The following is a 23,364-nucleotide window of genomic DNA, read 5'->3' as shown; positions in this document are numbered from 1 at the left end:
CCCCGCCTCTCACACCTGAACCTTGCCATGTCATTCCTGGAACTTCAGCCAGTGTGGAAGTCTCCCCAGTTCATAGCGGTGAGGTGACGTTCCAAATTTCCTGATATTTCGCTTTATCCGATTGCTTGTTTATGGCCTTACCGGAGAAAATCTTGAGTATTCAACCGGGGTGCTGACCGTCCCTCTTATAGTGGGCGCACATGAGCTCCGGCACCGACCTGGACGAGCATCTCTCGCTGCTGCGCAGGCGGTGGCTGCTCCTCGTGGGCTGCGTCGTGTTCGGCGGCACCGCGGGGCTGGCGCTGATGCGCCTGACCCCGCCCGCCTACACCGCCACGACGCAGGTGCTCGTCATGCCGGTCGGCCCGCAGGAGCAGGCCAACCAGGTGACCAGCCGCCAGCGAGAGTCGCTGAACCTCGACACCGAGGCCCAGGTCGCGCTGTCGGCCGTGGTCGCCGCACGCGCCGCCAGGAGTCTCGGGCTCGACAGGACCGAGCCGGCCGAGGTCACCGTGCCGCCGAACTCCGCGGTGTTGTGGATCTCGGTGACGGCCGCCGACCCCGCCACCGCCGCCGCGCAGGCAGGCGCGTACGCCGAGGCGTACCTCGCCAACCGCCGCGAGAGCGCGCTGACCTCCATGGCCGAGCAACAGGAGGCCGTGCTCAGCAAGCTCAGGCAGGTCAACGCCGCGATCGACCAGGTGATCAAGCAGCTCGACGGCCTGCCCAGGGGCGGCCCGCAACACGCGATCGCCACCCAGCGGCAGGGCGTGCTCAACCGCCAGGCGGCCAGCCTGGCGCTGAAGTACGACGCGCTCAGAACGGTCGCGATCACGCCCGGCACGGTCATCAGCCAGGCCGCGCCGCCGGAGGCGCCCAGCTCCCCCAGCCTGCCCCTCTACCTGGGCACCGGGCTGATGGCGGGGCTGCTGGCCGGCTCGGCCGCCGCCTACCTGCGCGACCGCCTCGACCGGCGCCTGCGCACGCCGGCCGACGTCGAGCGGCTCACCGGCCTGCCCGTGCTCAGCGACCTGTCCGGCCCGCGCGAGCACGGCGCGCTGCACGATCTGTCCTGCGCCGTCGTCTCCGCGTGCCCCGGCAAGCGGCTGCTGGTCCGGGCACTGCCCGCCGACCTGTACGCCTCGGCGCTGGCCGAGCCGCTCGCCGTGAGCGCGCCGCTGGTCGTGCTCGACGGCTCCGACGTACGCGACCTGGCCAGGGCCGACGCCGCAGTCCTGCTGATCGGCTTGGGCCTGGTCTCCGCCGGGGAGGTCGCGGACACCGTCCGCCAGCTCGGCCGGCACGACGTGCCGGTGATCGGCGTGGTGACGACCACCGACGCGGTGCCGTCGTTCGTGCCGCTGCTGGAGCCGCGCCAGCACGGCCAGCACGGCCCGCACAGCCCGCTCGGCAAGCTCGTCGCGACCGGCGAGCTGGAGCCCGGCGTGTCGGCCGAGACCACCCCCATGCAGGCGCTCCACCACCACCCGAGACGCCCCGGCAAGCAGCCGTGAAGGGGGCCGCATGGCCCATCGCCGCGTTGCTGGTCGGCTATCCGGCCTGGTGGGCGCTGGGGTTCGGCGGGCTGTCGGTGATCGTGCTGGCCGTGCCCATGGCGGTGCTGCTGCTGCGGCGGCGGCCGATCAGGGTGCCCCGCGGGTTCGGGCTGTGGGTGCTGCTGCTGGCCGGATACCTGGTCAGCGGGCTGATGCTGGGCGAGTCGCCACCCGGCACGTACGGCGAGCTCGGCGCGGGCCGGCTCATCGGCTACGGCATGCGGCTGGCGCTCTACTGCTCCGTCCTGATCACCGTGCTGTACCTGGGCAACCTCACCGAGCGGGAGCTGCCGCAGCTCCGCCTGGTGCGCATGCTCGGCGTGCTGTTCGTCAGCACGGTCGCCGGCGGGCTGCTCGGCGTGTTCCTGCCCGGCTTCGCCTACACCTCGCCGGTGGAGCTGCTGCTGCCGGACTGGATCAGCGGCAACTCGTTCGTGCAGAACCTCATCCACCCCACGGCCGCCCAGACGCAGAAGGTGCTCGGCTTCGCCTCCCCCCGGCCCGAGGCGCCGTACGAGTGGGCCAACGCCTGGGGCAGCAACGCCTCGGTGCTGCTGGTCTGGTTCGTGGTGGGCTGGTGGGTGTACGGCGGCCCGCGGCGCCGGCTCTTCGTGGCCGTGGTGCTCGCCCTGGCCGCCATCCCCATCGTGTACTCACTCAACCGCGGCCTGTGGATCGGGCTCGGCCTGGCCGTGCTGTACGTGATCGTCCGGGTGGGCGGGCGCACCAGGGTGGCGCTCTGCGGCGCGCTCGCGGCGGCGGCGCTGGCGTTCACGCTCAGCCCGCTGTCCTCGCTGTTCGCGCAGCGCCTGGACCGGCCGCACTCCAACGACATCCGCGCCTTCACCGTCAGCGCCACCCTCACCGCCGCCGGGCACTCCCCCGTGATCGGGTACGGCAACACGCGCAACGCCACGGGCAACCACCGCACGATCACCACGGGCAAGACCGACTGGTGCGACACGTGCGGGCATCCGCCGCTCGGCAGCGACGGGCAGCTCTGGCTGCTGATCATCACGCAGGGGTTCACCGGGGCGGCGCTGTACGTGGCGTTCTTCCTGGGCGCGATCCGGCGCCACTGGCGCGACCGCAGCCCTGTCGGGCTGGCCGGGGTGCTCGTGATGGGGCTGGTGCTGCTCTACATGTTCATCTACGACGGCCTGGTCACGCCGCTCACCCTCTACCTGATCTCGTTCGCCCTCCTGTGGAGGAACTCATGAGGGATGCCGCCGTCCGGCTCGGGTACCTGGCGGAGACCGTACGGCTGCTGTATCCGGGGCCCGGGGCGCCCCGGGCGTACACGCTGCTGCCGCACGCCGCCGTGCCGCGCAGGCTGGCGCCGCGCCGCTGGTGGCACCTCGGCGCCCGGGTCGTGGTGCCGGTCGAGGGCTCCATCGCGGCGCACCTCAGCGAGGTCTTCCACCAGCCGGTCGAGACCGTCCTGCACGTGCGGCCGGCGTTGCGGGCCAACCGCAAGCCCATCCTGGAGGCGCACTCGGGCGGGCGGCGGCTGGCGTTCGTGAAGATCGGTGACAGCGCGCGGGCGCGGGCGCTGATCAGCGCCGAGGCGGCGGCGCTGCGCCGGCTGGCCGGGCTGTCCCTGGACACGGTCGCCGCCCCGAGCGTGCTGCACCACGGCGACTGGCGGGGGCTGTCGGTGCTGGCGCTGTCACCCCTGCCGGTGCCCGCGCGGGCACTGCGCGGCCGGGTGCCGGGCCCGCTGCTGCTGGACGCGATCAGGGAGATCGCCGGCACGGGCGGCGCCCGTCCCGCCTGGCACGGCGACCTCGCGCCGTGGAACCTGTGCCGCTCGCCCGACGGGCGGCTGCTGGTGTGGGACTGGGAGCGGTACGAGGTCGGGGTGCCGTACGGCTTCGACGCCGTGCACCACTTCTTCCAGCGGGCGCTGCGCAGGATGGCGCCGCCGATCGCGGCGCGGGCGTGCGTGGCGCGGGCCGCACGGGTGCTCGCGCCGCTCGGGGTGACCCCGTCGGCGGCCAGGCAGACCGCGCTGCGCTACCTCATCGCGCTGGCCGGGCGGCACGCCGCCGACGGTCACGCGCCGCTCGGCCCGCCGGAGTCCTGGCTCAACCCGGCCGTCGATCACGAGGAGCTGCTGACTTGAGGACGATCAAGCGTTCGGTGCTGTCGCTGTCGCGGGCGACGGGACGGTTCACGTCGGGGGCGCGCGTGCTGCCCGCGTTCCTGATCATGGGTGCGCAGCGGTGCGGCACCACCTCCCTGTACCGGGCGCTGGCCCAGCACCCGCTGCTGCTCAAACCCGTGCTGCACAAGGGCGTGCACTACTTCGACGTCGCCCACTGGCGCGGGACGGCCTGGTATCAGGCGCACTTCCCGCTGCGGGTGGGCGCGGCGCTGCTCCACCACCGGTACGGCGTGCGCGCCCAGGCCTACGAATCCTCCCCCTACTACCTGTTCCATCCGCTGGCCGGGGAGCGCATCGCCGCCGAGCTGCCGGGGGTCAAGGTGATCGTGCTGGTGCGCGACCCGGTGGAGCGGGCCGTCTCCGCGCACGCCCACGAGCTGGCCAGGGGGTTCGAGACGGAGTCGCACTTCGAGTACGCGGTGGAGCTGGAGGCCCGGCGCCTGGCCGGGGCCGAGGAACTGCTGCGCGAGTCGCCGCTCGCCTTGCACCACTCGCACCGCCACCACGCCTACCTCGCCAGGGGCCGCTACGCCGACCAGCTCGACCGGCTGGAGCCGCTGATCGGCCGCGAGCGCATCCTGGTGCTGGACAGCCACCGGTTCTTCGCCGAGCCCGAGCCCGTCTACGACCGGGTGCTGGACTTCCTGGGGGTGCCGCGCCTGGGGTATCCGGCGTTCGAGCGGCACAACGGGCGGGCGCTGCCACGCCGGGTGCCGGAGGTGCTGGCGCGGGCGTTGCGGGACCACTTCGAGGCGTACGACGCGCGGCTGGCGCGCTGGCTGGGTGGTGAGCCGTCGTGGCGGCGGTGATCGGGCGCAGGGGGCTGGCCGGGCTGGGCGGGGCGGCGCTGGGGGCGCTGGCGCAGTTCGTCCTCGTGGTGGTGATGACCAGGGCGTATCCGGCGGCCGAGGCGGGCGCGTTCTTCACGGCGACCGCGCTGGCGCTCATGGTGTCCGGCATCGCGAAGCTGGACGCCGGGAACGGGCTGATCTACTTCATCGCCCGCGCCAAGACCTACAGCTACCTCGGTATTTCCGGATATATCCGGGCGGCGCTCGTGCCGTGCGCGCTCGCGGCCGCGGGGGCGGCGGTGGTGCTCTACCCGCGGCTCGGGCCGCTGGCGGCGCTGCTGCCCATCATGGTGGTCGCGGACGTGCTGCTGGCCGCCACCCGCGGGTTCGGGGTCATGCGGCCCACGGTGCTGCTCGACGGGGTGCTCGTGCCGGTCGGCCAGGTCCTGCTGGTGGGCGGGGCGGCATGGGCGGGGGTCACCGGGTGGGGGCTGACGGCGGCGTGGGGGGCGCCGTACCTGCCGGCTCTGGTCCTGGCGGCGGCCGGGTTGCGGGGGCGGGTGCCGCGGACGCCGTACCTGCCGGGGACCGGGCGGGACCTGTGGCGCTACACGGCGCCGCGGTCGGTGGCGGGGGCGATCCAGGCGGTGTTCCAGCGGGTGGACATCGTCATCGTGGCCGTGCTCGCCGGGCCCGCGCAGGCGGCCGTCTACACGGCGGCCACCCGGTTCAAGGTCGTCGGGCAGCTCGCCAACCAGGGGCTGGCGCAGTCGGTGCAGGCCGGGCTGGTCAGGGCGCTGGCCGACGGTGAGCGCGAGCGGGCCGGCGAGCTGTACCAGGCCGCGACGGCCTGGCTGGTGCTGCTGACCTGGCCGGTGTGGCTGGCGTACGCGGCTGCGGCGCCGTGGGTGCTGCGGCTGTTCGGGCCCGCGTACGGGGTGGCGGTGCCCGTGGCGCTGGTGCTGGCCGGGACGATGATGGTGGCGACGGCCTGCGGGATGGTGGACGTGGTGCTGACCGCCGCCGGGCACACCGGCACCAGCCTGGCCAACCTCCTCGCCGCGATCGGCTGCACGGTGCTGCTCGACCTGGCCCTGATCCCGGCGCACGGGGCGCTCGGGGCGGTCGCCGGGTGGGCGGGCGGCGTGATCGTCAAGAACCTGCTGCCCCTCTGGCAGCTCCACCGCCGCTACGGCCTGCACCCCTTCGGCCGCCACACCCTCGCGGCCCTGCGCCGGCCGGCGGCCGCGTGAGCCCGCACACCGGCGGCGGCAGGAGCCCTGTGCTGGTCACCGGACTCCCGCGGAGCGGGACGAGCTGGGTGGGCAGGATGCTCACCGCCGGAGGCGAGCTCGTCTACGTCAACGAGCCCCTCAACCCCCAGCACCCGCCCGGCCACTGCCCCGGAGTGCTCGACGCCCGGGTGACGCACCGGTTCCAGTACATCTGCGACGACAACTCCGGCGACTGGCTGCCCGCCTTCCGCGACACCGTGGCCCTGCGCTACCGCTGGCTGGCCGAGCTGCGCGCGAACCGCTCCCCGTACGACCTGGCCCGCCTGGTCCGCTACGGCACCGCCTTCACGCTCGGCCGCCTGGCGGGCCGCCGGGCGCTGCTGGACGACCCGTTCGCGGTGCTGAGCGCCGGATGGTTCGCGCGGCGGCTGGGGTGCCGGGTGATCGCGCTGGTGCGGGATCCGGTGTCGTTCGTGGCGAGCTGGCGGCGGCTCGGGTGGACGGTGTACTTCCACGAGCTGCTGGAGCAACCGCTGCTGGTCAGGGACCATCCCCAGGTGCTGGAGCTGCGGGCGCTCGCCGGGTCGCGGGACCGCGTGGCCAGGGCCGCCGCGCTGTGGCGCCTGACCCGCTCGGTGCTGGAGGGCACGCCGGGGATCCTCCTCACCTCGTACGAGTCGCTGGCCGCCGACCCGGTGCCCGGCTTCCGGCGGCTGTACGCGTACGCGGGGCTGCGGTGGACCCCGGCGGCCGAGCGGCGGATCGTCCGGGCCTGCTGCAGCCCCTCGGACAGCCGGGGGGCAGGCTTCACGTGGTCGGGCCTGTCACGCACGGCGTACCGGCGGATGGACTCGCGCCAGGCGATCGCGCACGGGCCCCGGGGGCTCAGCGAGCAGGAGGCAGCCCGCGTCCGCGCCCTGACGGGAGCCTGAGCCGGGTGGCCAGGCACCCGGCGAGCAGCCGTGCCGCGAACGGCAGGTCGTCGACCAGGTAGCGGCCCGCCAGCCGTCCTGGCTCCCGCATCAGCCGGAACGCCCACTCCAGCCCGGCACGCCCGGCCCACGCGGGCGCCCTGGCGACCGTTCCCGCGGCGAACGCGATGGCCGCCCCGCACCCCACGAACCACGTCCCGGGCAGCTCCTCGCGCAGCCTGGCGATGAGCCGGTCCTGCCGGGGGAACCCGAGCCCGACGAACACCAGCCGCGGCCGGGCCGCGACCACCATCCCGCGGACCCTGGCCGCGCCCTCCGGGGTGGCGTCGAACGCGTACGGCGGCGCGTGCGCCCCGCAGACCTGCAGCTCGGGGTGGCGGCTCCTGAGCTCGGCGGCGGCCCGGCCTGCCACCTCCGGCGGGCCGCCGCCGAGCAGGTAGACGGGCCAGCCGCGGCGGGCGGCCAGCGCGCTGAGCGACCAGATCAGGTCGGCGCCCGTCACCCGCTCGGGCACGGGGGTGCCGAGCAGCCGCGCCGCCCAGACCAGCGGCATGCCGTCGGGGACGACGAGGTCGGCGGAGCACACCAGCTCGCGGAGCACGGGATCGGCGGCGGCGGCGCGGCAGATGTCCACGTTGGGGGTGACAATCCGCCCGCCGTGGCCGGCCTCCAGCGCCTCGGCGACCCGCCGCACGACCTCGCTCTCGCTCAGCGCGTCCACCCCGACCCCGGCCACCTGCACCCGCCCGGCCCCGACTCCCGCCCTCACACCCTCACCCGTCCCGGAGCCGCCTCGCGCCCTCACGCCCTCACCTGTCCCGGACCCACCGCGCGCCCTCACGAACTCACCCGACCTGGGCCCAGCCACCGCTCCTCGCCTCCCATCGGCACAGCCTTCGCACCCCCGCTTCTCCTTGCTCCGATCGCCGCGCAGGGGCAGGCGGCGTGCGGGCGTGCCAAGGGCAGCACGGTGTCCGTGACAGGCCCTGGGGAGCCCACGGGCAGGGTCAAATGCCGTGCCCCCGCTGCTGCAGGGCGGACACGACGGTCGGCGCCGTGACCAGCCCCGACGCCACCGCCAGCGCGAGCGGCACCCGCGGCTCCCACGGCCGGTCGGCCAGGGCCCGCAGCGCCCACCGGACGGCCGCGCGCCGCTGCCCCAGCGCGGCGTGGCAGAAGGCGAGCTGGCCGTGGACCCGCGCCGCACCACGCGGGTCCACGGCCAGCTCAGGGTGCCGGGCGAGCATCCACTCGAGCCCGGCGATACGGTCCGTCCACCGGACCGCGTAGTGGGACCCCGCCCATCGCACCAGCACCAGCGGCCGGTCGACGTGGACGAGCGGCCGCCGCTTGGCGGCGCGCAGGGCCAGATCCCAGTCCTCGTTCTGCCCGCCGGGCGCGCTCTCGTCGGGCCAGAGCACCCCGCGCGCGAACAGGAACGTCGACGAGTGCACCATCATCATCCGCGAGCGCACCAGGTCGCCGGCGCTGACGGTGGAGGCGCCGGCGAGGCGGGTCACGCGGCGCCCGCCGTGCTCCACCTCGATCGCGCAGCTGGCGAACTCGCCGCCCGCCTCGTCGAGGGCGCGCACCTGCGCGGCGAGCTTGCCGGGCAGCCACACGTCGTCGTCGTCGCAGAAAGCGATCAGGTCGGTGTCGCAGGCGGCGATGCCGGTGTTGCGCGCGCCGGGCAGCCCGGGCGTGAGCGTGTTGGGCAGGATCCGCACGGGGCGCGGAACGCCGGCCACGTCGTGGGGAGAGCGGCCGTCGGCGACCACGATCACCTGCAGCTCGCCCGGGTAGTCCTGCAGCAGCACCGCGTCCACGGCCTGGCGCAGCAGCGAGGGCCGGTCGCCGCGCGTCGGGATGACGACGCCCACGGACGGGCTCACCTCACCACCCCCCAGTAGCCGTAGCGGGCCCTGAGCGGCCAGGTGAGGGCGTTGACGACCCGCCGGTGCGCGTCGGGCAGCCCGGAGCGCCAGGAGTCGTCGCGCCGCAGCTCGACCCGCCCCACGTGGAAACGCATGGGGTTGCCGGAGGCGGTGTGGGAGGGCCCCAGCCAGGCCGTGCGGCCCTGGAGGAACGGCAGCTCCGGCTCCGGCAGCCCGAGCCGCAGCGCCAGCGCCGTCAGGGTCCGGCCCGGCGCGGCGAGCAGGTCCTCGTAACGGACCCGGGTGACGCGGGCGCCGCGCCCCGGGAGCAGCTCCAGCGCGGTGTTCTGGGCCGCCCAGTGGAGGGCGGTGCGGGCCGGGCCCCACCGAGTCATCGGCAGCCCGTCCTCGGGCCTGCGCACGGTCCTGGCCCAGGAGTGCGCGACCGCGCGCGGGTCTCTGACCACGTGCACGACGCGTACGTCCACGCCGCTCGCCAGCAGGCAGCAGGCCAGCGACGCGTGCTTGCTGGAGTCGATCACGACCTGTGCCCCGGTCGCGTCGTACAGCAGCCGGTACGCCCGCGCGTACTCGGCCAGATCAGGATGCGCGATCCGCGCGATCCTGCGGGTGCGGTCGATCCTGCCACGCAACAGGACCATCCGCTCGGCCAGCTCGGATCGCCAGCCGCCGAACGCACGCTCCCCCACCGTCCGCCAGAACGGACAGTCGGGGAACGCCGAGCCGCACCCGCAGAGCTCCTCCGCGAGAACCCCCCGGTCCCACAGATGCACCACCTCGCCCAGGGGCACCACCCCGGGAAGCTCGCCCAGGAGCCTCTCGAGCAAAGTGGTGCCACTACGGCCGAGGCCGCCCAGGTAGATCACCTGGGCGGACGCGCGATCAGTCAACGGAGGAGGGCCTTCCCGTCGTGACAACGGAACGCGACGACCCTACTGCGGAGAGTAAAGGGACGGTAACCCGAACCCCAAAAGATCTACCTGGCGTCGATGACCATGCCGGCGCCGACCGTGGCGTTCGTGGTCTCGTCCACGAGGATGAAGCCGCCGGTGGCGCGGTTGCGCGCGTAGTCGTCGACGAACAGGGGCTGCGTGACGCGCAGCGACACCCTGCCGATCTCGTTCAGGCCGAGCGAGGCGGCCTCCTCGTCCCGGTGCAGGGTGTTGACGTCGAGCCGGTAGTGCAGGTCGCGCACGAGGGCGCGGGCCGTACGGGTGGTGTGCTTGATCGTCAGCTTGGAGCGGGGGCCGAGCTTGACGCCGTCGGCCATCCAGCAGACCATCGCCTCCAGCTCCTGGGCCGCCTGCGGCTGGTTGTTGGGCCGGGCGATCATGTCACCGCGCGAGACGTCCAGGTCGTCCTCGAAGCGCAGCGTCACCGACATGGGCGGGAACGCCTCCTCCACCGGCCCGTCGAAGGTGTCGATCGAGGCGATGCGCGTGGTCAGGCCCGACGGCAGGTGCACCACCTCGTCACCGGGCTTGAGCACGCCGCCGGCCACCTGGCCCGCGTAGCCGCGGTAGTCGTGGAAGGCCGGGTCGGTGGCCCGCTGCGGGCGGATGACGTACTGCACGGGGAAGCGCACGTCGGTGAGGTTGCGGTCGGAGGCGATGTGCACGTTCTCCAGGTGGTGCAGGAGGGACGTGCCGAGGTACCAGGGCATGTTCTCCGAGCGGGAGACCACGTTGTCGCCGTTGAGCGCGGAGATCGGGATGAAGGTGAGGTCGGCGATGTTCAGCTTGGACGCGAACGCCGTGAACTCGTCTTTGATCTCCTCGAAGCGCTCCTGGGAGTAGTCGACCAGGTCCATCTTGTTGACGGCCAGCACCAGGTGCGGGACGCGCAGCAGCGAGGTCAGGAACGCGTGCCGCCGCGACTGCTCCAGCACTCCCTTGCGGGCGTCGATGAGCACGATCGCCAGGTCGGCCGTGGAGGCGCCGGTGACCATGTTGCGCGTGTACTGGATGTGCCCGGGCGTGTCGGCGATGATGAACTTGCGGCGCGGGGTCGCGAAGTAGCGGTAGGCCACGTCGATCGTGATGCCCTGCTCCCGCTCCGCACGCAGGCCGTCGGTCAGCAGCGACAGGTCGGTGTACTCGGTGCCGCGGTCGCGCGAGGTGCGCTCGACGGCCTCGAGCTGGTCCTCGAAGATCGCCTTGGAGTCGAAGAGCAGACGTCCGATGAGGGTGGACTTGCCGTCGTCGACGCTTCCCGCCGTGGCAAAGCGCAGAATGTCCATCGTTAGAAGTAACCCTCTCGCTTGCGATCTTCCATCGCGGCCTCGGAGGAGCGGTCGTCGGCCCTGGTGGCCCCGCGCTCGGTGATCCGGGTGGCCGCGATCTCCTCGATGATCTCCTCGACCGTGGCGGCCGTGGACTGCACGGCGCCGGTGCAGGTCATGTCGCCCACGGTGCGGTAGCGCACCACGGCCTCGAACAGCGGCTCGTCCTCGCCTCGCTGCACGACGTCGCCGTCGGGCAGCAGCATGCCGTCGCGCTCGAAGACCTTGCGGGTGTGGGCGAAGTAGATGGAGGGGATCTCGATGCCCTCGCGCCTGATGTAGTCCCAGACGTCGAGCTCGGTCCAGTTGGACAGCGGGAAGACGCGGATGTGCTCGCCCTTGCGGATGCGCGAGTTGTACAGGCTCCACAACTCCGGACGCTGGTTCTTCGGGTCCCACTGCCCGAAGTCGTCGCGGAAGGAGAACACCCGCTCCTTGGCGCGGGCCTTCTCCTCGTCACGCCTGGCGCCGCCGAAGACGGCGTCGAACTCGTGCTCCTCGATCGCGTCGAGCAGCGTGGTGGTCTGCAGGCGGTTGCGCGAGGCGCGCCGGCCCGTCTCCTCCACCACGCGGCCCTGGTCGATGGAGTCCTGCACGCTGGCGACGATCAGCCGCGCGCCCAGCTCGGCGGAGCGGCGGTCGCGGAACTCGATGACCTCGTCGAAGTTGTGCCCCGTGTCCACGTGCATGAGCGGGAACGGGATCGCCGCGGGCCAGAACGCCTTCTCCGCGATGCGGAGCATGACGATGGAGTCCTTGCCTCCGGAGAAGAGCAGACAGGGACGCTCGAACTCGGCAGCCACTTCTCGCATGATGTGAATGGCTTCTGCTTCGAGCACGTCGAGCTGCGACGTCGTGTAGTCGCGCTGCAGCATGGAGCTCCCTCCGGCGGGTTCAGCGGTGCAGGTCCCGGATGCCGGCGAGCAGGGATGCCGCCAGCTCCGGTAGGGAAACAAGAATATCTGGTAGTGAGGGGTCGGCTTGGTTGTAGGTGGCCTCCGAGCCGTCGATGCGGCTCGCGTGGGCCCCCGCGGCCAGCGCCACGGCGACCGGCGCGGCGGAATCCCATTCGTACTGGCCTCCGGCGTGTACGTACGCCTCCACCTCGCCGGTGAGCACCGCCGAGATCTTAGCCCCGGCCGAGCCGATGGGGACGAGGTCGGCCCCGACGAGGTAGGCCAGCTTCTGCACGAACTCGGGCGGCCTGGTGCGGCTCACCGCGATGCGGAAGCGGCCCTTGTCGAAGGACGGCAGCTCGGGCGGCTCGGAGGTCGTCAGCGTGCGCCCCTGCGCGGGCAGCGCCACGGCTCCGGCGGCCAGCCTGCCCCGCTCCCACAGCGCCACGTGCACGGCCCAGTCGGCCCGGCCCTCCTCGGAGAACTCCCTGGTGCCGTCAAGAGGATCGACGATCCACACCCGCTCGGCCTTCAACCTCCGGGGGTCGAGCCGCTCCTCGCGGGTGGCCTCCTCCGACAGCACGCTGTCGCTGGGCCGCAACCGGGCCAGCGACTCCATGAGGTAGACGTGAGAGGACCTGTCGCCTTCGGCCCGCAGCGCGGCGGAGTCGGAGAACCCCACCCGCTCGCGGACCCGCAACAGCCTCTCCCCCGCCTCGGTCGCCAGGTCGGCGGCCAGGGCGTGGTCGTCGCGAATCGTCATCAATATGCTCCTTGCCCGCGGGCGACAGCCGACCAAGTCTTCCACAGGATCTGGAGGTCCAGGGTGAGGGACCAGTTCTCCACGTAACGCAGGTCGAGACGCACGGATTCCTCCCACGATAGGTCAGATCTGCCACTGACCTGCCACAGCCCGGTCAGCCCGGGGCGTACGAGGAGTCGCCGGCGCACGTCGTCACCGTAGCGTGCCACCTCGTCCGGCAGTGGAGGCCGGGGGCCGACGAGCGACATGTGGCCGCGTACGACGTTGAGGAGCTGCGGCAGCTCGTCCAGCGAGTGCCTGCGCATCAGCGTCCCGAGCGGCGTGACCCGGGGGTCGTTGCGGAGCTTGAACAGCACGCCCTCCCTGTCGCTCACCAGGGTGATCTTCTGCTCCTCCGAGCCGCGCCGCATGGTGCGGAACTTCAGGATCGTGAACAGCCGCCCGTCCCTGCCCACCCTGGTCTGGCGGAAGAGCGCGGGCCCGGGGCTGGTCGCGCGCACCGCCATCGCCAGCCCCGCCAGCAGCGGCGACAGCAGCACCAGCAGGGCCGCGGCCACCAGCCGGTCGAAGACGTTCTTGACGAGCTGCCTGGCGCCGGCCAGCTCGGGGTGCTCGACGTGCAGCAGCGGCATGCCCGCCACCGGCCTGATCGTGGTGCGCGGGCCCGCCACGTCCATCAGCGCGGGGGCCACGACGAGCTCGGTGTGGCTGCGCTCCAGCCGCCAGGCCAGCCGGCGCAGCGCCTGGCCGTCCATCTCGGGGCAGGCCAGCACGGCCACCGTGTCGGCGGCGAAGTGCTCCACCGCCAGGGGCACGTCGCTGAGGTCGCCCGCGACGGGCACCTCGTCCAGCCGCTCCCCCGCGTGGCCGCCGGGCAGGCAGGCGGCCACGACGTCCATGCCGTGGTGGCGCTCCCTGCGGAACAGGCGGACCAGCTCGGCGATCGAGGCGGCGTGGCCGACGGCGACGACCTTGCGCATGCAGGCCCCCGAGGCCCTGCGGCGGTACAGCGCGCGGCGCAGGGCGTGCCTGAAGATCAGCGTGAGCAGCGTGACCAGCGGCAGGGCCAGCACGACGTAGCCGCGGGCGACGTCGGTCTTGGTGACGTAGGAGCCGATGGCCGTGCCCGCCGTCAGCGCCATCCCGGCCTGGACGACCCGGCGGAACTCCTCGGAGCCGACGCCGAGCATGCGCGGCTCGTAGGCGCGGCTGAGCGCCACCGCGCCGCACCACACCAGCGGCAGCGCCAGGCTGACCAGCAGGTACGGCAGCACGTACGGGGTGAGCCCGCCGAACCTGACCGTGAACGCGGCCCCCGCCCCGAGCCAGGCCCCGCACAGGTCGCCCAGCACGGCCCTGAGCCTGTAGGAGTGCACCCAGGAGGGCGTGCGCGGCCTGGCTCCCCTGGTGACCCCTTGACCAGCCCAGACAACGGTCAAGAGCTCGTGGCCGCGCACGCCTTGCCTCCAGGAGGTGTTGTGTGACGAACGATCTCCCTGAACGGACAGTCACAGATAGTAGCCGCGCGACGACCGGCCGACTGGCGAACGACCCTATGCGGTGATCAGCGAGGAGGGCCGGAAATGTTCAGATCGGCCCGGTGGAAGTCGTTCTGGGTGGATTCCAGGCCGCGGCTCATCAGCGACTCCACCACGTCGGCCGCCCGGTCCACGAGGAAGGGCAGGTCCTTGCGCTCCATGGTGGCGAAGTCGCGCAGCACGAAGGAGGCCGGGTCCATGCGGCCGGGCGGGCGCCCGATGCCGAAGCGGACCCGCAGGTAGTCGCGGGTACCGAGGACCTTGGTGATCGACTTGAGGCCGTTGTGGCCGTTGTCGCCGCCGCCGAGCTTGGCGCGCAGCGCGCCGTACGGCACGTCCAGCTCGTCGTGGACGACGATCAGCCGCTCGGGGCCGATCTTGTAGAAGTCGGAGAGCGCCTTGACGGGCCCGCCGGAGAGGTTCATGTACGTCAGGGGCTTGGCCAGGATGGCGGTGCTCGTCTCGCACACCTCGGCCCTGCTCTTGTGCGCCTTGAACCGCCCGCTCGCCCTGGCGGCCAGCTCGTCGAGCACCATGAAGCCCGCGTTGTGCCGGTTGCCCGCGTATTCGGCACCCGGGTTGCCCAGTCCGGCGATCAGCCAGCGATCCATGCCCTGCCCCTCATGTACGGCCCCTCATATGCGGAACGGGACGGCTCGAGTCCGGCCGCCCCGTTCACGAATGAACCCGTCGCGCTCACTCGGCGGCGGGAGCCTCCGCGCTCTCGCCCTCGGCGGCCTCGGCGGTCTCGCCCTCGGCGGCCACCTCGCCGGCCTCCTCCTCGGGAGCCTCGACCGGCTTGTTGATGACCTGGAGGATGACGGTCTCGGCGTCGGCGACCAGCGTGGCGCCCTTCGGCAGCTTGAGGTCGGCGGCGGTGACGACCGTGCCGATCTCCAGGCCCTCGACGTCGACCTCGACGCCCGTCGGGATGTGGGTGGCCTCGGCCTCCACGGCGACGGAGACGAGCTGCTGGTCGAGCAGGCCCTCGGAGTTGACGTCGCCGGTCGTGGTGACCGGGATCTCGACCGTGACCTTCTCGCCGCGCTTGACCAGGAGCAGGTCGACGTGCTCGACGAAGCCCTTGATCGGGTCGCGCTGCACGCCCTTGGGCAGGGCGAGCTCGTCGACGCCCTCACCCTTGAGGTGGATCAGCACGTTGGGGGTGCGCAGGGCGAGCAGCACCTCGTGGCCCGGCAGGGTCAGGTGCTTGGGGTCGATGCCGTGCCCGTAGAGGACGGCGGGCACCTTGTCGGCGCGGCGGATCTTGCGAGCGGCGCCCTTGCCGAAGGTGGTGCGGGGCTCGGCGGCGATACGTACTTCGGACACGACATCTCCTAGGGATGCGGTAGACGGATGGTCTTCGGCGCTCACCCTCACCCGCCCTAGCGGAAGGCGTTACGAGCGCAACCCTGTAAGTCTAAGGGCTCGGCAGCCTTCGGCCGACAAGCCGCGGGCGCCGCGTCTGGTCGTTCACTCGCCGCGCTCGCTCACGTGTCGCCCTCGAACAAGCTCGTGACCGAGCCGTCCTGGAAGACCTCGGTGATCGCCCGGGCGATCAGCGGCGCGATCGACAGCACGGTGAGCTTGTCGAACCTGGAGGCCTGCGACAGCGGCAGCGTGTTGGTGACGATGACCTCGGAGATCCGGGAGTTCTTGAGGCGGTCGACGGCCGGGTCGGAGAAGACCGCGTGGGTGGCGGCCACGATGACGTTGGTGGCGCCCTGCTCGTAGAGGGCGTCGGAGGCCTTGCAGATCGTGCCGGCGGTGTCGATCATGTCGTCGATCAGCACACAGGTGCGGCCGCGCACCTTGCCGACGACCTCGCTGACCTTCACCGAGTTGGCCACGTCGAGGTCGCGGCGCTTGTGGATGAACGCCAGCGGCGTGCCGAGCGTGTCGGCCCAGCGCTCCGACAGCCGCACGCGGCCGGTGTCGGGCGAGACGACGGTGGTGTTCTCCAGGTCGAGCTTGTTCTTGAGGTAGCTCTCCAGGACCGGCATGGCGAACAGGTGGTCCACCGGGCCGTCGAAGAAGCCCTGGATCTGGGAGGTGTGCAGGTCGATCGACATCAGGCGGTCGGCGCCCGCGGTCTTGAACATGTCGGCGATGAGCCTGGCGGTGATGGGCTCGCGGCCACGGCCCTTCTTGTCCTGCCGGGCGTAGCCGTAGAACGGCATGACCACGGTGATGCGCTTGGCGGAGGCCCGCTTGAGCGCGTCGACCATGATGAGCTGTTCCATGATCCACTTGTTGATGGGCCCGGTGTGGCTCTGGATGACGAAGGCGTCGCAGCCGCGTACGGACTCCAGGTAGCGGGCGTAGATCTCACCGTTGGCGAAGTCGATGAGTTTGGTGGGGGTGAGGGAGACGCCGACGTGCTCGGCGACCTCCGCGGCCAGCTCCGGATGGGCCCGCCCGGAGAAGAGCATGAGGTTCTTCTCTCCGGGCTGCTTGATGCTGGTCACTGCTGATTCTCCTGCTCTTGCTCGGCCAGCGCCCGCTGCGCGTGCGCGGCCGACTTCGTGCCCGCGCGCCTGCGCAAGACCCATTTCTCGATGTTGCGCTGTCGCGCCCGTGCCACACCCATCGCACCCGGCGGGACGTCGTCGGTGATGGTCGAGCCCGCCGCCGTGTAGGCGCCTTCGTTGACCGTCAGGGGAGCGACGAGCATGGTGTCGCATCCGACGAACGCGCCGTCGCGCACGGTGGTGTGGTGCTTGTTGACCCCGTCGTAGTTGACGAAGACGGTGGAGGCGCCGATGTTCACGTCCTGGCCGATCGTGGCGTCACCGGCGTAGGTCAGGTGCGGCACCTTGGAGCGCTCGCCGACCTTGGTGTTCTTCATCTCCACGAACGTGCCGGCCTTGGACCTGCGGCCGAGCACGGTGCCGGGGCGCAGGTAGGCGTACGGCCCGACGCTGGCCTCCGGGCCGATCTCGGCCTGGTCGGCGACGGTGTTGCGGACGACCGCGCCCTCGCCTACGAGGGTGTCGGTCAGCGTGGTGGCGGGGCCCACCTCGGCGCCGGACTCGATGACGGTGGCGCCGTGGAGCTGGGTGCCCGGGTGGATGACGGCGTCGGGGCCGATGCGCACGCCGACGTCGATCCAGGTGCCGGCCGGGTCGATGATGGTGACCCCGGCGCGCATGTGCCGCTCCAGCAGGCGCTGGTTGAGCACCTTGCGGGCGGCGGCGAGCTGCACGCGGTCGTTGACGCCCTCGACCTCGACGAAGTCGCCGGCCACGCAGGCGCCGACCCGGTGACCGTCGCGGCGCAGGATGGACAGGACGTCGGTGAGGTACTCCTCGCCCTGGGCGTTGTCGGTGGACACGCGCTTGACGGCGTCGGCCAGGAGCAGGCCGTCGAAGGCGTAGATGCCGGAGTTCATCTCCTTGACGGCGCGCTGCCCGGCGTCGGCGTCCTTCTCCTCGACGATCTCCAGCACGGCGCCGGCCTCGTCGCGGATGATCCGGCCGTAACCGGTCGGGTCGGGCACCTCGGCCGTCAGCACGGTGACCGCGTTGCCCTCGGCGGCGTGCCGTTCGAGCAGGTCGGTGAGGGTCTGGGTGCGCAGGAGCGGCACGTCGCCGTAGGTGACGAGGACGGTGCCGGAGATCGTGCCGACCTCCTCGATCACGGTGCGCACGGCGTGGCCGGTGCCGCGCTGCTCCCGCTGCACGACGGCGCGGGCGTCGGGGCTGGTGGCGGCCAGGTGGCCGCCGACCCGCTCCAGCGCGTGGCCGATGACGACGATGAGCTGCTCGGGACCGAGGTCGCGGGCGGCGGCGAGCATGTGGTCGACCAGTGCGCGGCCGCACACCTCATGCAGGACTTTCGGGGTCTGGCTCTTCATCCGGGTGCCCTCGCCGGCGGCGAGGACGATCACGGCTGCCGGGCGCGGCACACTCACGGGCTGAGGCTCCCTGTGACTGGACGGATCGGGCTTCGGTACGTCAACTACTCAGGGCGTTCGGTACGTCAACCGCACCGCTACCCTCCCGACACCGTGAGGATACCTGGCCGCCCCCGGAACATTCTCTGGGGGAGGTGCTTCACGGCTCCCGGAAGAGGACTCGAACCCCTACAAAGTGGACCAAAACCACTTGTCCTGCCGATTAGACGATCCGGGACAGATCGGACACGTGATGTCCGACACCCCTCTACGATACCGACCCCGCAGCCGCACGCGCGCCTGTATTGACCCTCATGCATGTCTCGCCTGCGCGTGGGTAACAGACCGGCCGAAAAGACGCAAGACACGAATCCCACTCACCTTGCCCCGGCTCGCACCACCTTTTGGCCATTCCATCCTTAGGGCTTCCTTACTTACGCTGGCGTAGGTTACGGTTGCGTAGCCCGGACATTCAATCTCATACATGCCCTTGGAGGTCGCCGATGACCGTTGTCGCCGAGCGCTCTGCATCTGCCCCCAAGCCCGAGTTCGAAGCCGAACCGAAGTCAAAGTCCGAACTGATCACCTTCGGCCTGGTCGTCGGGCTGCCCCTGGTCGCGATCGCGGCCGCCGTGCCGTTCGCGTGGGGATGGGGACTCGGCTGGACGGACATCGCCATCGCCTTCGTCTTCTACGTGGTCTCCGGCCTGGGCGTCACCGTCGGCCTGCACCGCTACTTCACGCACGGCTCCTTCAAGGCCAAGCGCCCGCTGAAGATCGCGATGGGGATCGCGGGCAGCCTGTCCCTGGAGATGTCCGTGCTGGACTGGGTGGCCACGCACCGCAAGCACCACAAGTTCTCCGACAAGGAGGGCGACCCGCACTCGCCGTGGCGTTTCGGCCCGGGCTTCAAGAACATGGCCAAGGGCCTGCTCTACGCGCACATGGGCTGGCTGTTCGAGAGCGAGCGCACCAACAGGGAGAAGTACGCCCCCGACCTGTGCAAGGACGAGGACGTGCTGAAGCTGCACAAGTGGTTCGGCCCGCTCGCCCTCACCTCGATCCTGCTGCCGGGCGTGCTGGGCATGCTGTTCACCTGGTCCTGGCAGGGCGGCCTGACCGCGCTGTTCTGGGGCTCGCTCGTCCGCATCGGCCTGCTGCACCACGTGACCTGGTCGATCAACTCGATCTGCCACGTCTTCGGCGAGGAGGACTTCCAGGTCCGCGACAAGTCCCGCAACGTGTGGTGGCTGGCCATCCCGTCCTTCGGCGAGTCGTGGCACAACCTGCACCACTCCGACCCGACCTGCGCCAGGCACGGCGCGCTCAAGGGCCAGATCGACCTGAGCGCCGGCCTGATCCGGATCTTCGAGAAGCTGGGCTGGGTGTACGACGTGCGCTGGCCGACGCCCGAGCGGCTCGCGGCCAAGCGCATTGCCTAGCGTCGATCAGGCGGTGAGCGGTCGTGGAAGCATGACCGTCATTATGGAAACCGTGACCGAACCCCGATCTCGCAGGCGCATGTCCGGTAGCGAGCGAAGAGAGCAGCTGATCCAGATCAGCCGCACCCTCTTCGCGGAGAAGGGGTTCGACGGGACCTCTATCGAAGAGATCGCAGCGACCGCACAGGTGTCGAAACCCGTGGTGTACGAGCATTTCGGCGGTAAGGAAGGCGTCTACGCGGTCGTCGTCGACCGCGAGATGCAGAAGCTGCTCGGCATGATCACCGAGGCCCTCGCCGCCTCCCATTCCCTGGTCAAGCTGGAGCGGGCCGCGCTGGCCCTGCTCCGCTACATCGAGGAGAGCAGCGAGGGCTTCCGCATCCTCGTGCGCGACTCCCACGCCGCCTCGGGCACCGGCACGTTCGCGAGCCTGATCAGCGAGATCGCCAGCCAGGTCGAGGACGTGCTGGCCGACGAGTTCGCGGCCCGCGGCTACGACCCCAAGCTGGCCCCGATGTACGCCCAGATGCTGGTCGGCATGGTCGCCCTGACCGGCCAGTGGTGGCTCGACGTGCGCAAGCCGGGCCGCGAGGAGGTCGCCGCCAACCTGGTCAACCTGGCCTGGAACGGCCTGACCGGGCTCAACCCCAACCCGAGGATCACGGCCACCAGCCGGGCCCTCACGGGTGCGGCCAGGCCGCCGCAGCCCCGCCCGTCCAGCGAGAAGGAGCTGCGCGAGCTGGAGAAGGCGCGCGAGCGGGAGCTCAAGGAGGCGGAGAAGGTCCGCCAGAAGGAGCTCAAGGAGGCCGAGAAGGCCCGCGTACGCGAGCTGAAGGAGCGCGAGCGGCTGCTGAAGGAGGCCGAGAAGGCCCGCGAGCGGGAGGAGAAGATCCGCCAGCGGGAGGCGAGGCTGGCCGAGCGCGCCGCCCGTCTCGAACAGGTAGATCATCCCGAGTGACTCTTGAACGGGATGGGCGTGCGGAGTGACGATTGGGTTGAGCTGGGCTGACCTGCACAGGTGAGCCGTTGCGGCTACGTTAACGTTCTGTTCAATCAAACGGGGCAATATACGCCATATGTCCGCGGAACCGTTCGAGCCTGCCAATGACCTGCCCCTGCCACAGGAGCGCTTTCTCAACCGCGAGGAGAGCTGGCTCCAGTTCAACCTGCGCGTGCTCGAACTGGCCGAGGACCCCTCGCTGCCACTGCTCGAACGGGTGCGCTTCCTGGCCATCTTCGCCAGCAACCTGGATGAGTTCTTCCGGGTCCGGGTAGCCGGGCTCAAGCGGCGGATGGCCACCGGCCTGCTGCTGCGCACCAAGAGCGGGCTCAAGCCGCGCGAGGAGCTGATCCGGATCGCCGCGATCGCGGACGAGCTGGCCAGGCGGCACGCGGCGGTCTTCCACCGGCAGATCTGCCCGCAGCTCGCGACCGAGGGCATCGAGATCGTCCGGTGGGACGACCTGGGCCGCGAGGAGCGCACGGAGCTGCGCAAGCTGTTCAGGGAGCGGATCAGGCCCGTCCTGACGCCGCTGGCCGTCGACCCCGCCCACCCCTTCCCGTACATCTCCGGGCTCAGCCTGAACCTGGCCGTGCTCGTGCGCAACCCGGCGACCGAGCACACCGTGTTCGCCCGGGTGAAGGTTCCCTCGCAGCTGCCCAGGTTCGTGCAGGCGTCGAAGGACCGGTTCGTGCCGCTCGAGGACGTCATCGCCGCCCATCTGGGGCAGCTCTTCAAGGGCATGGAGATCCTCCAGCACCACGTCTTCCGCGTGACCAGGAACGAGGATCTCGACGTCGACGAGGACGTCACGGAGAACCTCATGCAGGCCCTGGAGAAGGAGCTGCTCAGGCGGCGTTTCGGGCCGCCCGTGCGGCTGGAGGTCGAGGACACGATCACGCCCGAGGTGCTGGCACCGCTCGTGGAGGAGCTGGAGCTGGCCCCCCACGAGATCTACCGGCTGCCCGGGCCGCTCGACCTGACCGGGCTGCACGCCATCGCCGACCTCGACAGGGGCGAGCTGAGCTACCGGCCGTTCGTGCCCGCCGAGGTGATCAACGCCGAGGACGACCTCTTCTCGACGCTGCGCGAGCGCGACATCCTGCTGCACCACCCGTACGACTCCTTCGCCACCAGCGTGCAGCGCTTCATCGAGGTGGCGGCCGAGGACCCGCGGGTCCTGGCGATCAAGCAGACCCTCTACCGGACCAGCGGCGACTCCCCCATCGTGAACGCGCTCATCGACGCGGCCGAGGCGGGCAAGCAGGTCGTGGTGGTCGTGGAGATCAAGGCCCGCTTCGACGAGCACGCCAACATCTCCTGGGCCCGCAAGCTGGAGCGGGCCGGCTGCCACGTCGTCTACGGCGTGGTCGGGCTGAAGACCCACTGCAAGCTCGCCCTCGTCGTCCGCCAGGAGCCCTCGGGCGAGCTGCGCCGCTACTGCCACATCGGCACCGGCAACTACAACCCCAAGACCGCCCGCCAGTACGAGGACTTCGGCCTGCTCACGGCCGACCCGCTGGTCGGCGAGGACGTGACGGACCTGTTCATCCACCTGACCGGCTACTCCCACCACTCCGCCTACCGGCGGCTGCTGGTCGCGCCGCACTCGATGCGCAGCGGGCTGGTGGCCAGGATCGAGCGGGAGATCGCCCACCAGCTGGCCGGCCGGCCCGCCCGGATCAGGATCAAGACGAACTCCCTGGTGGACGAGCCGATCATCGACGCGCTCTACCGGGCGTCCAGGGCAGGCGTCCCGGTGGACCTGTGGGTGCGCGGCATCTGCATCCTGCGTCCGGGCATCCCCGACCTGTCCGAGAACATCCGCGTGCGATCGGTGCTCGGGCGGTTCCTGGAACACTCCAGGGTGTACGAGTTCGGCCTCGGCAGGCGGCCCGAGGTGTGGATCGGCAGCGCCGACCTGATGCGCAGGAACCTCGACAGACGCGTCGAAGCCCTGGTCAAGGTGACCTCCCAGCAGCACAAGGCCTACCTCATCGATCTGATGGACCAGGCCATGGCCGACACCACGACCACGTGGTGGCTCAACTCCGACGGCACGTGGGTCCGCCATCACGGCGAGGACATGCAGAGCCGTCTCATCGGTACGCGTCGATGGAGGACCGTTGATGACTGACCTGCTCCGCGCCGCCGGAGCCGTGGTCTGGAGGGGCGACGAGAGCAGCCCCGAGGTGGCCGTCATCCACCGCCCGAACTATGACGACTGGACCTTCCCCAAGGGCAAGCTGAAGCCCGGCGAGCACGTGATCGCCGCCGGTCTGCGCGAGGTCCGCGAGGAGACCGGCCTGAGCGTGCTGCTCGGCCGCGCGCTGCCGCCCGTGCACTACATGAGCGCCGGCCGGCTCAAGCGGGTCGACTACTGGGCGGCGCGGGCCGTCGCCGACGACGGGTTCGAGCCCGGCGAGGAGGTGGACGAGCTGCGCTGGCTGCCCGTGACGCAGGCCAGGCGGCTGCTGACGTACGAGTGGGACGCCGGGCTGCTGCGGGCCCTGGGCGCCGCGCCGCTCGGCACGGTGCCCCTCCTGCTCGTCCGGCACGGCTCGGCCGGCTCCAGGAGCGAGTGGCGGGGCGACGACGCCGCCCGGCCCCTCGACACCGACGGGGTCTCCCAGGCGGAGAGCCTGGCCACCGCGCTGCCCGCCTACCGGCCCGAGCTGCTGCTGAGCTCGCCCAGCGCCCGCTGCGTGCAGACGCTGGAGCCGTACGCGGCGGGAGCCGGGGCGGAGATCAAGGTCGAGCCGCTGCTCAGCGAGGAGGGTCAGGACCCGGAGAAGACCCCCGCCCTGGTCGGGAACCTGTCGGCGCCCGCCGCCGTGTGCAGCCACGGCAAGGTGCTGCCCGGCCTGATCGGCGCCCTCAGCGGCAAGGACGTGCACCTGCGCAAGGGCTCGTTCGGGGTGCTGCACAGGGCCGGCGGGCGGGTCGTCAGCGTCGAGCGCTATCCGACCTGAA

Annotated in this window: 21 protein-coding genes and 1 tRNA gene; 10 read left to right on the top strand and 12 right to left on the bottom strand. The window is 71.4% G+C overall.

Annotation, left to right across the window (positions count from 1 at the left end; genetic code table 11):
- The first annotated feature begins 200 nt into the window (after positions 1-200).
- Genes HD597_RS56990 through HD597_RS56965 form a run of 6 tightly spaced genes read left to right on the top strand, consistent with a single transcriptional unit; the run spans position 201 to position 6,681 of the window.
- Positions 201-1,514: a Wzz/FepE/Etk N-terminal domain-containing protein gene (locus HD597_RS56990; protein WP_253756925.1), complete on the top strand. Its 1,314-nt coding sequence runs from the start codon at positions 201-203 to the stop codon at positions 1,512-1,514.
- The gene (locus HD597_RS56985; RefSeq protein ID WP_253756923.1) at positions 1,511-2,776 is read left to right on the top strand and encodes a hypothetical protein; all 1,266 of its coding nucleotides are present in this window, start codon (positions 1,511-1,513) and stop codon (positions 2,774-2,776) included. Before HD597_RS56990 ends, HD597_RS56985 begins: the two co-directional genes overlap by 4 nt.
- Complete coding sequence (locus tag HD597_RS56980) at positions 2,773-3,681, top strand: hypothetical protein (RefSeq protein WP_253756921.1); 909 nt, start codon at positions 2,773-2,775, stop codon at positions 3,679-3,681. The genes HD597_RS56985 and HD597_RS56980 overlap by 4 nt, the downstream gene beginning before the upstream one ends.
- Complete coding sequence (locus HD597_RS56975; RefSeq protein WP_253756920.1) at positions 3,678-4,532, top strand: sulfotransferase family protein; 855 nt, start codon at positions 3,678-3,680, stop codon at positions 4,530-4,532. Before HD597_RS56980 ends, HD597_RS56975 begins: the two co-directional genes overlap by 4 nt.
- A complete protein-coding gene (locus tag HD597_RS56970; RefSeq protein WP_253756918.1) occupies positions 4,520-5,767 on the top strand; it encodes a lipopolysaccharide biosynthesis protein in 1,248 nt (415 codons plus the stop codon). Before HD597_RS56975 ends, HD597_RS56970 begins: the two co-directional genes overlap by 13 nt.
- Positions 5,764-6,681 carry a sulfotransferase gene (locus HD597_RS56965; protein ID WP_253756916.1) on the top strand — a complete coding sequence of 306 codons (918 nt, stop codon included), beginning with the start codon at positions 5,764-5,766 and terminating at the stop codon, positions 6,679-6,681. The genes HD597_RS56970 and HD597_RS56965 overlap by 4 nt, the downstream gene beginning before the upstream one ends.
- On the opposite strand, the gene HD597_RS56960 is transcribed toward HD597_RS56965, so the two are convergent.
- The 12 genes from HD597_RS56960 to HD597_RS56905 all read right to left on the bottom strand — a co-directional run bounded on the left by HD597_RS56960 (position 6,635) and on the right by HD597_RS56905 (position 18,187).
- On the bottom strand, positions 6,635-7,450 hold the full coding sequence (locus tag HD597_RS56960) for a WecB/TagA/CpsF family glycosyltransferase (RefSeq protein WP_253756913.1): 816 nt from the start codon (positions 7,448-7,450) through the stop codon (positions 6,635-6,637). The genes HD597_RS56965 and HD597_RS56960 overlap by 47 nt on opposite strands.
- Before the next feature lie 238 nt (positions 7,451-7,688).
- The gene (locus tag HD597_RS56955) at positions 7,689-8,573 is read right to left on the bottom strand and encodes a glycosyltransferase family 2 protein (RefSeq protein WP_253756910.1); all 885 of its coding nucleotides are present in this window, start codon (positions 8,571-8,573) and stop codon (positions 7,689-7,691) included.
- Entirely contained in the window at positions 8,570-9,466 is an 897-nt protein-coding gene (locus HD597_RS56950) for a sulfotransferase (protein ID WP_253756908.1), read from the bottom strand. The genes HD597_RS56955 and HD597_RS56950 overlap by 4 nt, the downstream gene beginning before the upstream one ends.
- An 86-nt stretch (positions 9,467-9,552) precedes the next feature.
- Positions 9,553-10,815 (bottom strand): sulfate adenylyltransferase subunit CysN, encoded by a 1,263-nt coding sequence (cysN, locus tag HD597_RS56945; RefSeq protein WP_253756905.1) that lies wholly within the window; start codon positions 10,813-10,815, stop codon positions 9,553-9,555.
- Between the two features lie 2 nt (positions 10,816-10,817).
- Positions 10,818-11,732, bottom strand: coding sequence for a sulfate adenylyltransferase subunit CysD (gene cysD / locus HD597_RS56940; RefSeq protein WP_253756902.1), 915 nt, complete (start codon positions 11,730-11,732; stop codon positions 10,818-10,820).
- A gap of 19 nt (positions 11,733-11,751) precedes the next feature.
- Positions 11,752-12,516 (bottom strand): 3'(2'),5'-bisphosphate nucleotidase CysQ, encoded by a 765-nt coding sequence (locus HD597_RS56935; RefSeq protein ID WP_253756900.1) that lies wholly within the window; start codon positions 12,514-12,516, stop codon positions 11,752-11,754.
- The gene (locus HD597_RS56930) at positions 12,516-13,892 is read right to left on the bottom strand and encodes a sugar transferase (protein WP_253756897.1); all 1,377 of its coding nucleotides are present in this window, start codon (positions 13,890-13,892) and stop codon (positions 12,516-12,518) included. Before HD597_RS56930 ends, HD597_RS56935 begins: the two co-directional genes overlap by 1 nt.
- Positions 13,893-14,080: 188 nt before the next feature.
- Positions 14,081-14,665, bottom strand: a complete 585-nt coding sequence (gene pth, locus HD597_RS56925) for an aminoacyl-tRNA hydrolase (protein ID WP_253756894.1) — start codon at positions 14,663-14,665, stop codon at positions 14,081-14,083.
- A gap of 85 nt (positions 14,666-14,750) precedes the next feature.
- Positions 14,751-15,383, bottom strand: a complete 633-nt coding sequence (locus HD597_RS56920; protein WP_253756892.1) for a 50S ribosomal protein L25/general stress protein Ctc — start codon at positions 15,381-15,383, stop codon at positions 14,751-14,753.
- 161 nt (positions 15,384-15,544) lie between these two features.
- Positions 15,545-16,522, bottom strand: coding sequence for a ribose-phosphate diphosphokinase (locus HD597_RS56915; RefSeq protein WP_308210908.1), 978 nt, complete (start codon positions 16,520-16,522; stop codon positions 15,545-15,547).
- On the bottom strand, positions 16,519-17,967 hold the full coding sequence (gene glmU / locus HD597_RS56910; RefSeq protein WP_253756890.1) for a bifunctional UDP-N-acetylglucosamine diphosphorylase/glucosamine-1-phosphate N-acetyltransferase GlmU: 1,449 nt from the start codon (positions 17,965-17,967) through the stop codon (positions 16,519-16,521). The genes HD597_RS56915 and glmU overlap by 4 nt, the downstream gene beginning before the upstream one ends.
- 148 nt (positions 17,968-18,115) lie before the next feature.
- Positions 18,116-18,187, bottom strand: a tRNA-Gln gene (locus HD597_RS56905).
- Positions 18,188-18,452: 265 nt separating this feature from the next.
- On the opposite strand from HD597_RS56905, the gene HD597_RS56900 reads away from it, so the two are divergent.
- The 4 genes from HD597_RS56900 to HD597_RS56885 all read left to right on the top strand — a co-directional run bounded on the left by HD597_RS56900 (position 18,453) and on the right by HD597_RS56885 (position 23,363).
- Positions 18,453-19,391, top strand: coding sequence for an acyl-CoA desaturase (locus HD597_RS56900; protein WP_253756888.1), 939 nt, complete (start codon positions 18,453-18,455; stop codon positions 19,389-19,391).
- 31 nt (positions 19,392-19,422) lie between these two features.
- The gene (locus tag HD597_RS56895; protein WP_308210907.1) at positions 19,423-20,349 is read left to right on the top strand and encodes a TetR/AcrR family transcriptional regulator; all 927 of its coding nucleotides are present in this window, start codon (positions 19,423-19,425) and stop codon (positions 20,347-20,349) included.
- A gap of 118 nt (positions 20,350-20,467) precedes the next feature.
- Positions 20,468-22,528 carry an RNA degradosome polyphosphate kinase gene (locus tag HD597_RS56890; protein WP_253756884.1) on the top strand — a complete coding sequence of 687 codons (2,061 nt, stop codon included), beginning with the start codon at positions 20,468-20,470 and terminating at the stop codon, positions 22,526-22,528.
- Positions 22,521-23,363, top strand: a complete 843-nt coding sequence (locus tag HD597_RS56885) for an NUDIX hydrolase (protein ID WP_253756882.1) — start codon at positions 22,521-22,523, stop codon at positions 23,361-23,363. Before HD597_RS56890 ends, HD597_RS56885 begins: the two co-directional genes overlap by 8 nt.
- The last annotated feature ends 1 nt before the right edge of the window (position 23,364 follow it).

This window comes from Nonomuraea thailandensis (assembly GCF_024172165.1).
GTDB classification, from domain to species: Bacteria; Actinomycetota; Actinomycetes; order Streptosporangiales; family Streptosporangiaceae; genus Nonomuraea; species Nonomuraea thailandensis.
Note: the sequence above shows the minus strand (reverse complement) of the source record. Positions and strands in the feature narration are given on the sequence as shown.

What these genes read in the sequence shown, in the direction of transcription:
- HD597_RS56990 (WP_253756925.1), top strand. Translation starts at nt 201, where the DNA reads ATGAGCTCCGGCACCGACCTGGACGAGCATCTCTCGCTGCTGCGCAGG.
- HD597_RS56980 (WP_253756921.1), top strand. Translation starts at nt 2,773, where the DNA reads ATGAGGGATGCCGCCGTCCGGCTCGGGTACCTGGCGGAGACCGTACGG.
- cysN (WP_253756905.1), bottom strand. Translation starts at nt 10,815, where the DNA reads ATGGACATTCTGCGCTTTGCCACGGCGGGAAGCGTCGACGACGGCAAG.
- cysD (WP_253756902.1), bottom strand. Translation starts at nt 11,732, where the DNA reads ATGCTGCAGCGCGACTACACGACGTCGCAGCTCGACGTGCTCGAAGCA.
- HD597_RS56935 (WP_253756900.1), bottom strand. Translation starts at nt 12,516, where the DNA reads ATGACGATTCGCGACGACCACGCCCTGGCCGCCGACCTGGCGACCGAG.
- pth (WP_253756894.1), bottom strand. Translation starts at nt 14,665, where the DNA reads ATGGATCGCTGGCTGATCGCCGGACTGGGCAACCCGGGTGCCGAATAC.
- HD597_RS56900 (WP_253756888.1), top strand. Translation starts at nt 18,453, where the DNA reads ATGACCGTTGTCGCCGAGCGCTCTGCATCTGCCCCCAAGCCCGAGTTC.
- HD597_RS56895 (WP_308210907.1), top strand. Translation starts at nt 19,423, where the DNA reads ATGACCGTCATTATGGAAACCGTGACCGAACCCCGATCTCGCAGGCGC.
- HD597_RS56890 (WP_253756884.1), top strand. Translation starts at nt 20,468, where the DNA reads ATGTCCGCGGAACCGTTCGAGCCTGCCAATGACCTGCCCCTGCCACAG.
- HD597_RS56885 (WP_253756882.1), top strand. Translation starts at nt 22,521, where the DNA reads ATGACTGACCTGCTCCGCGCCGCCGGAGCCGTGGTCTGGAGGGGCGAC.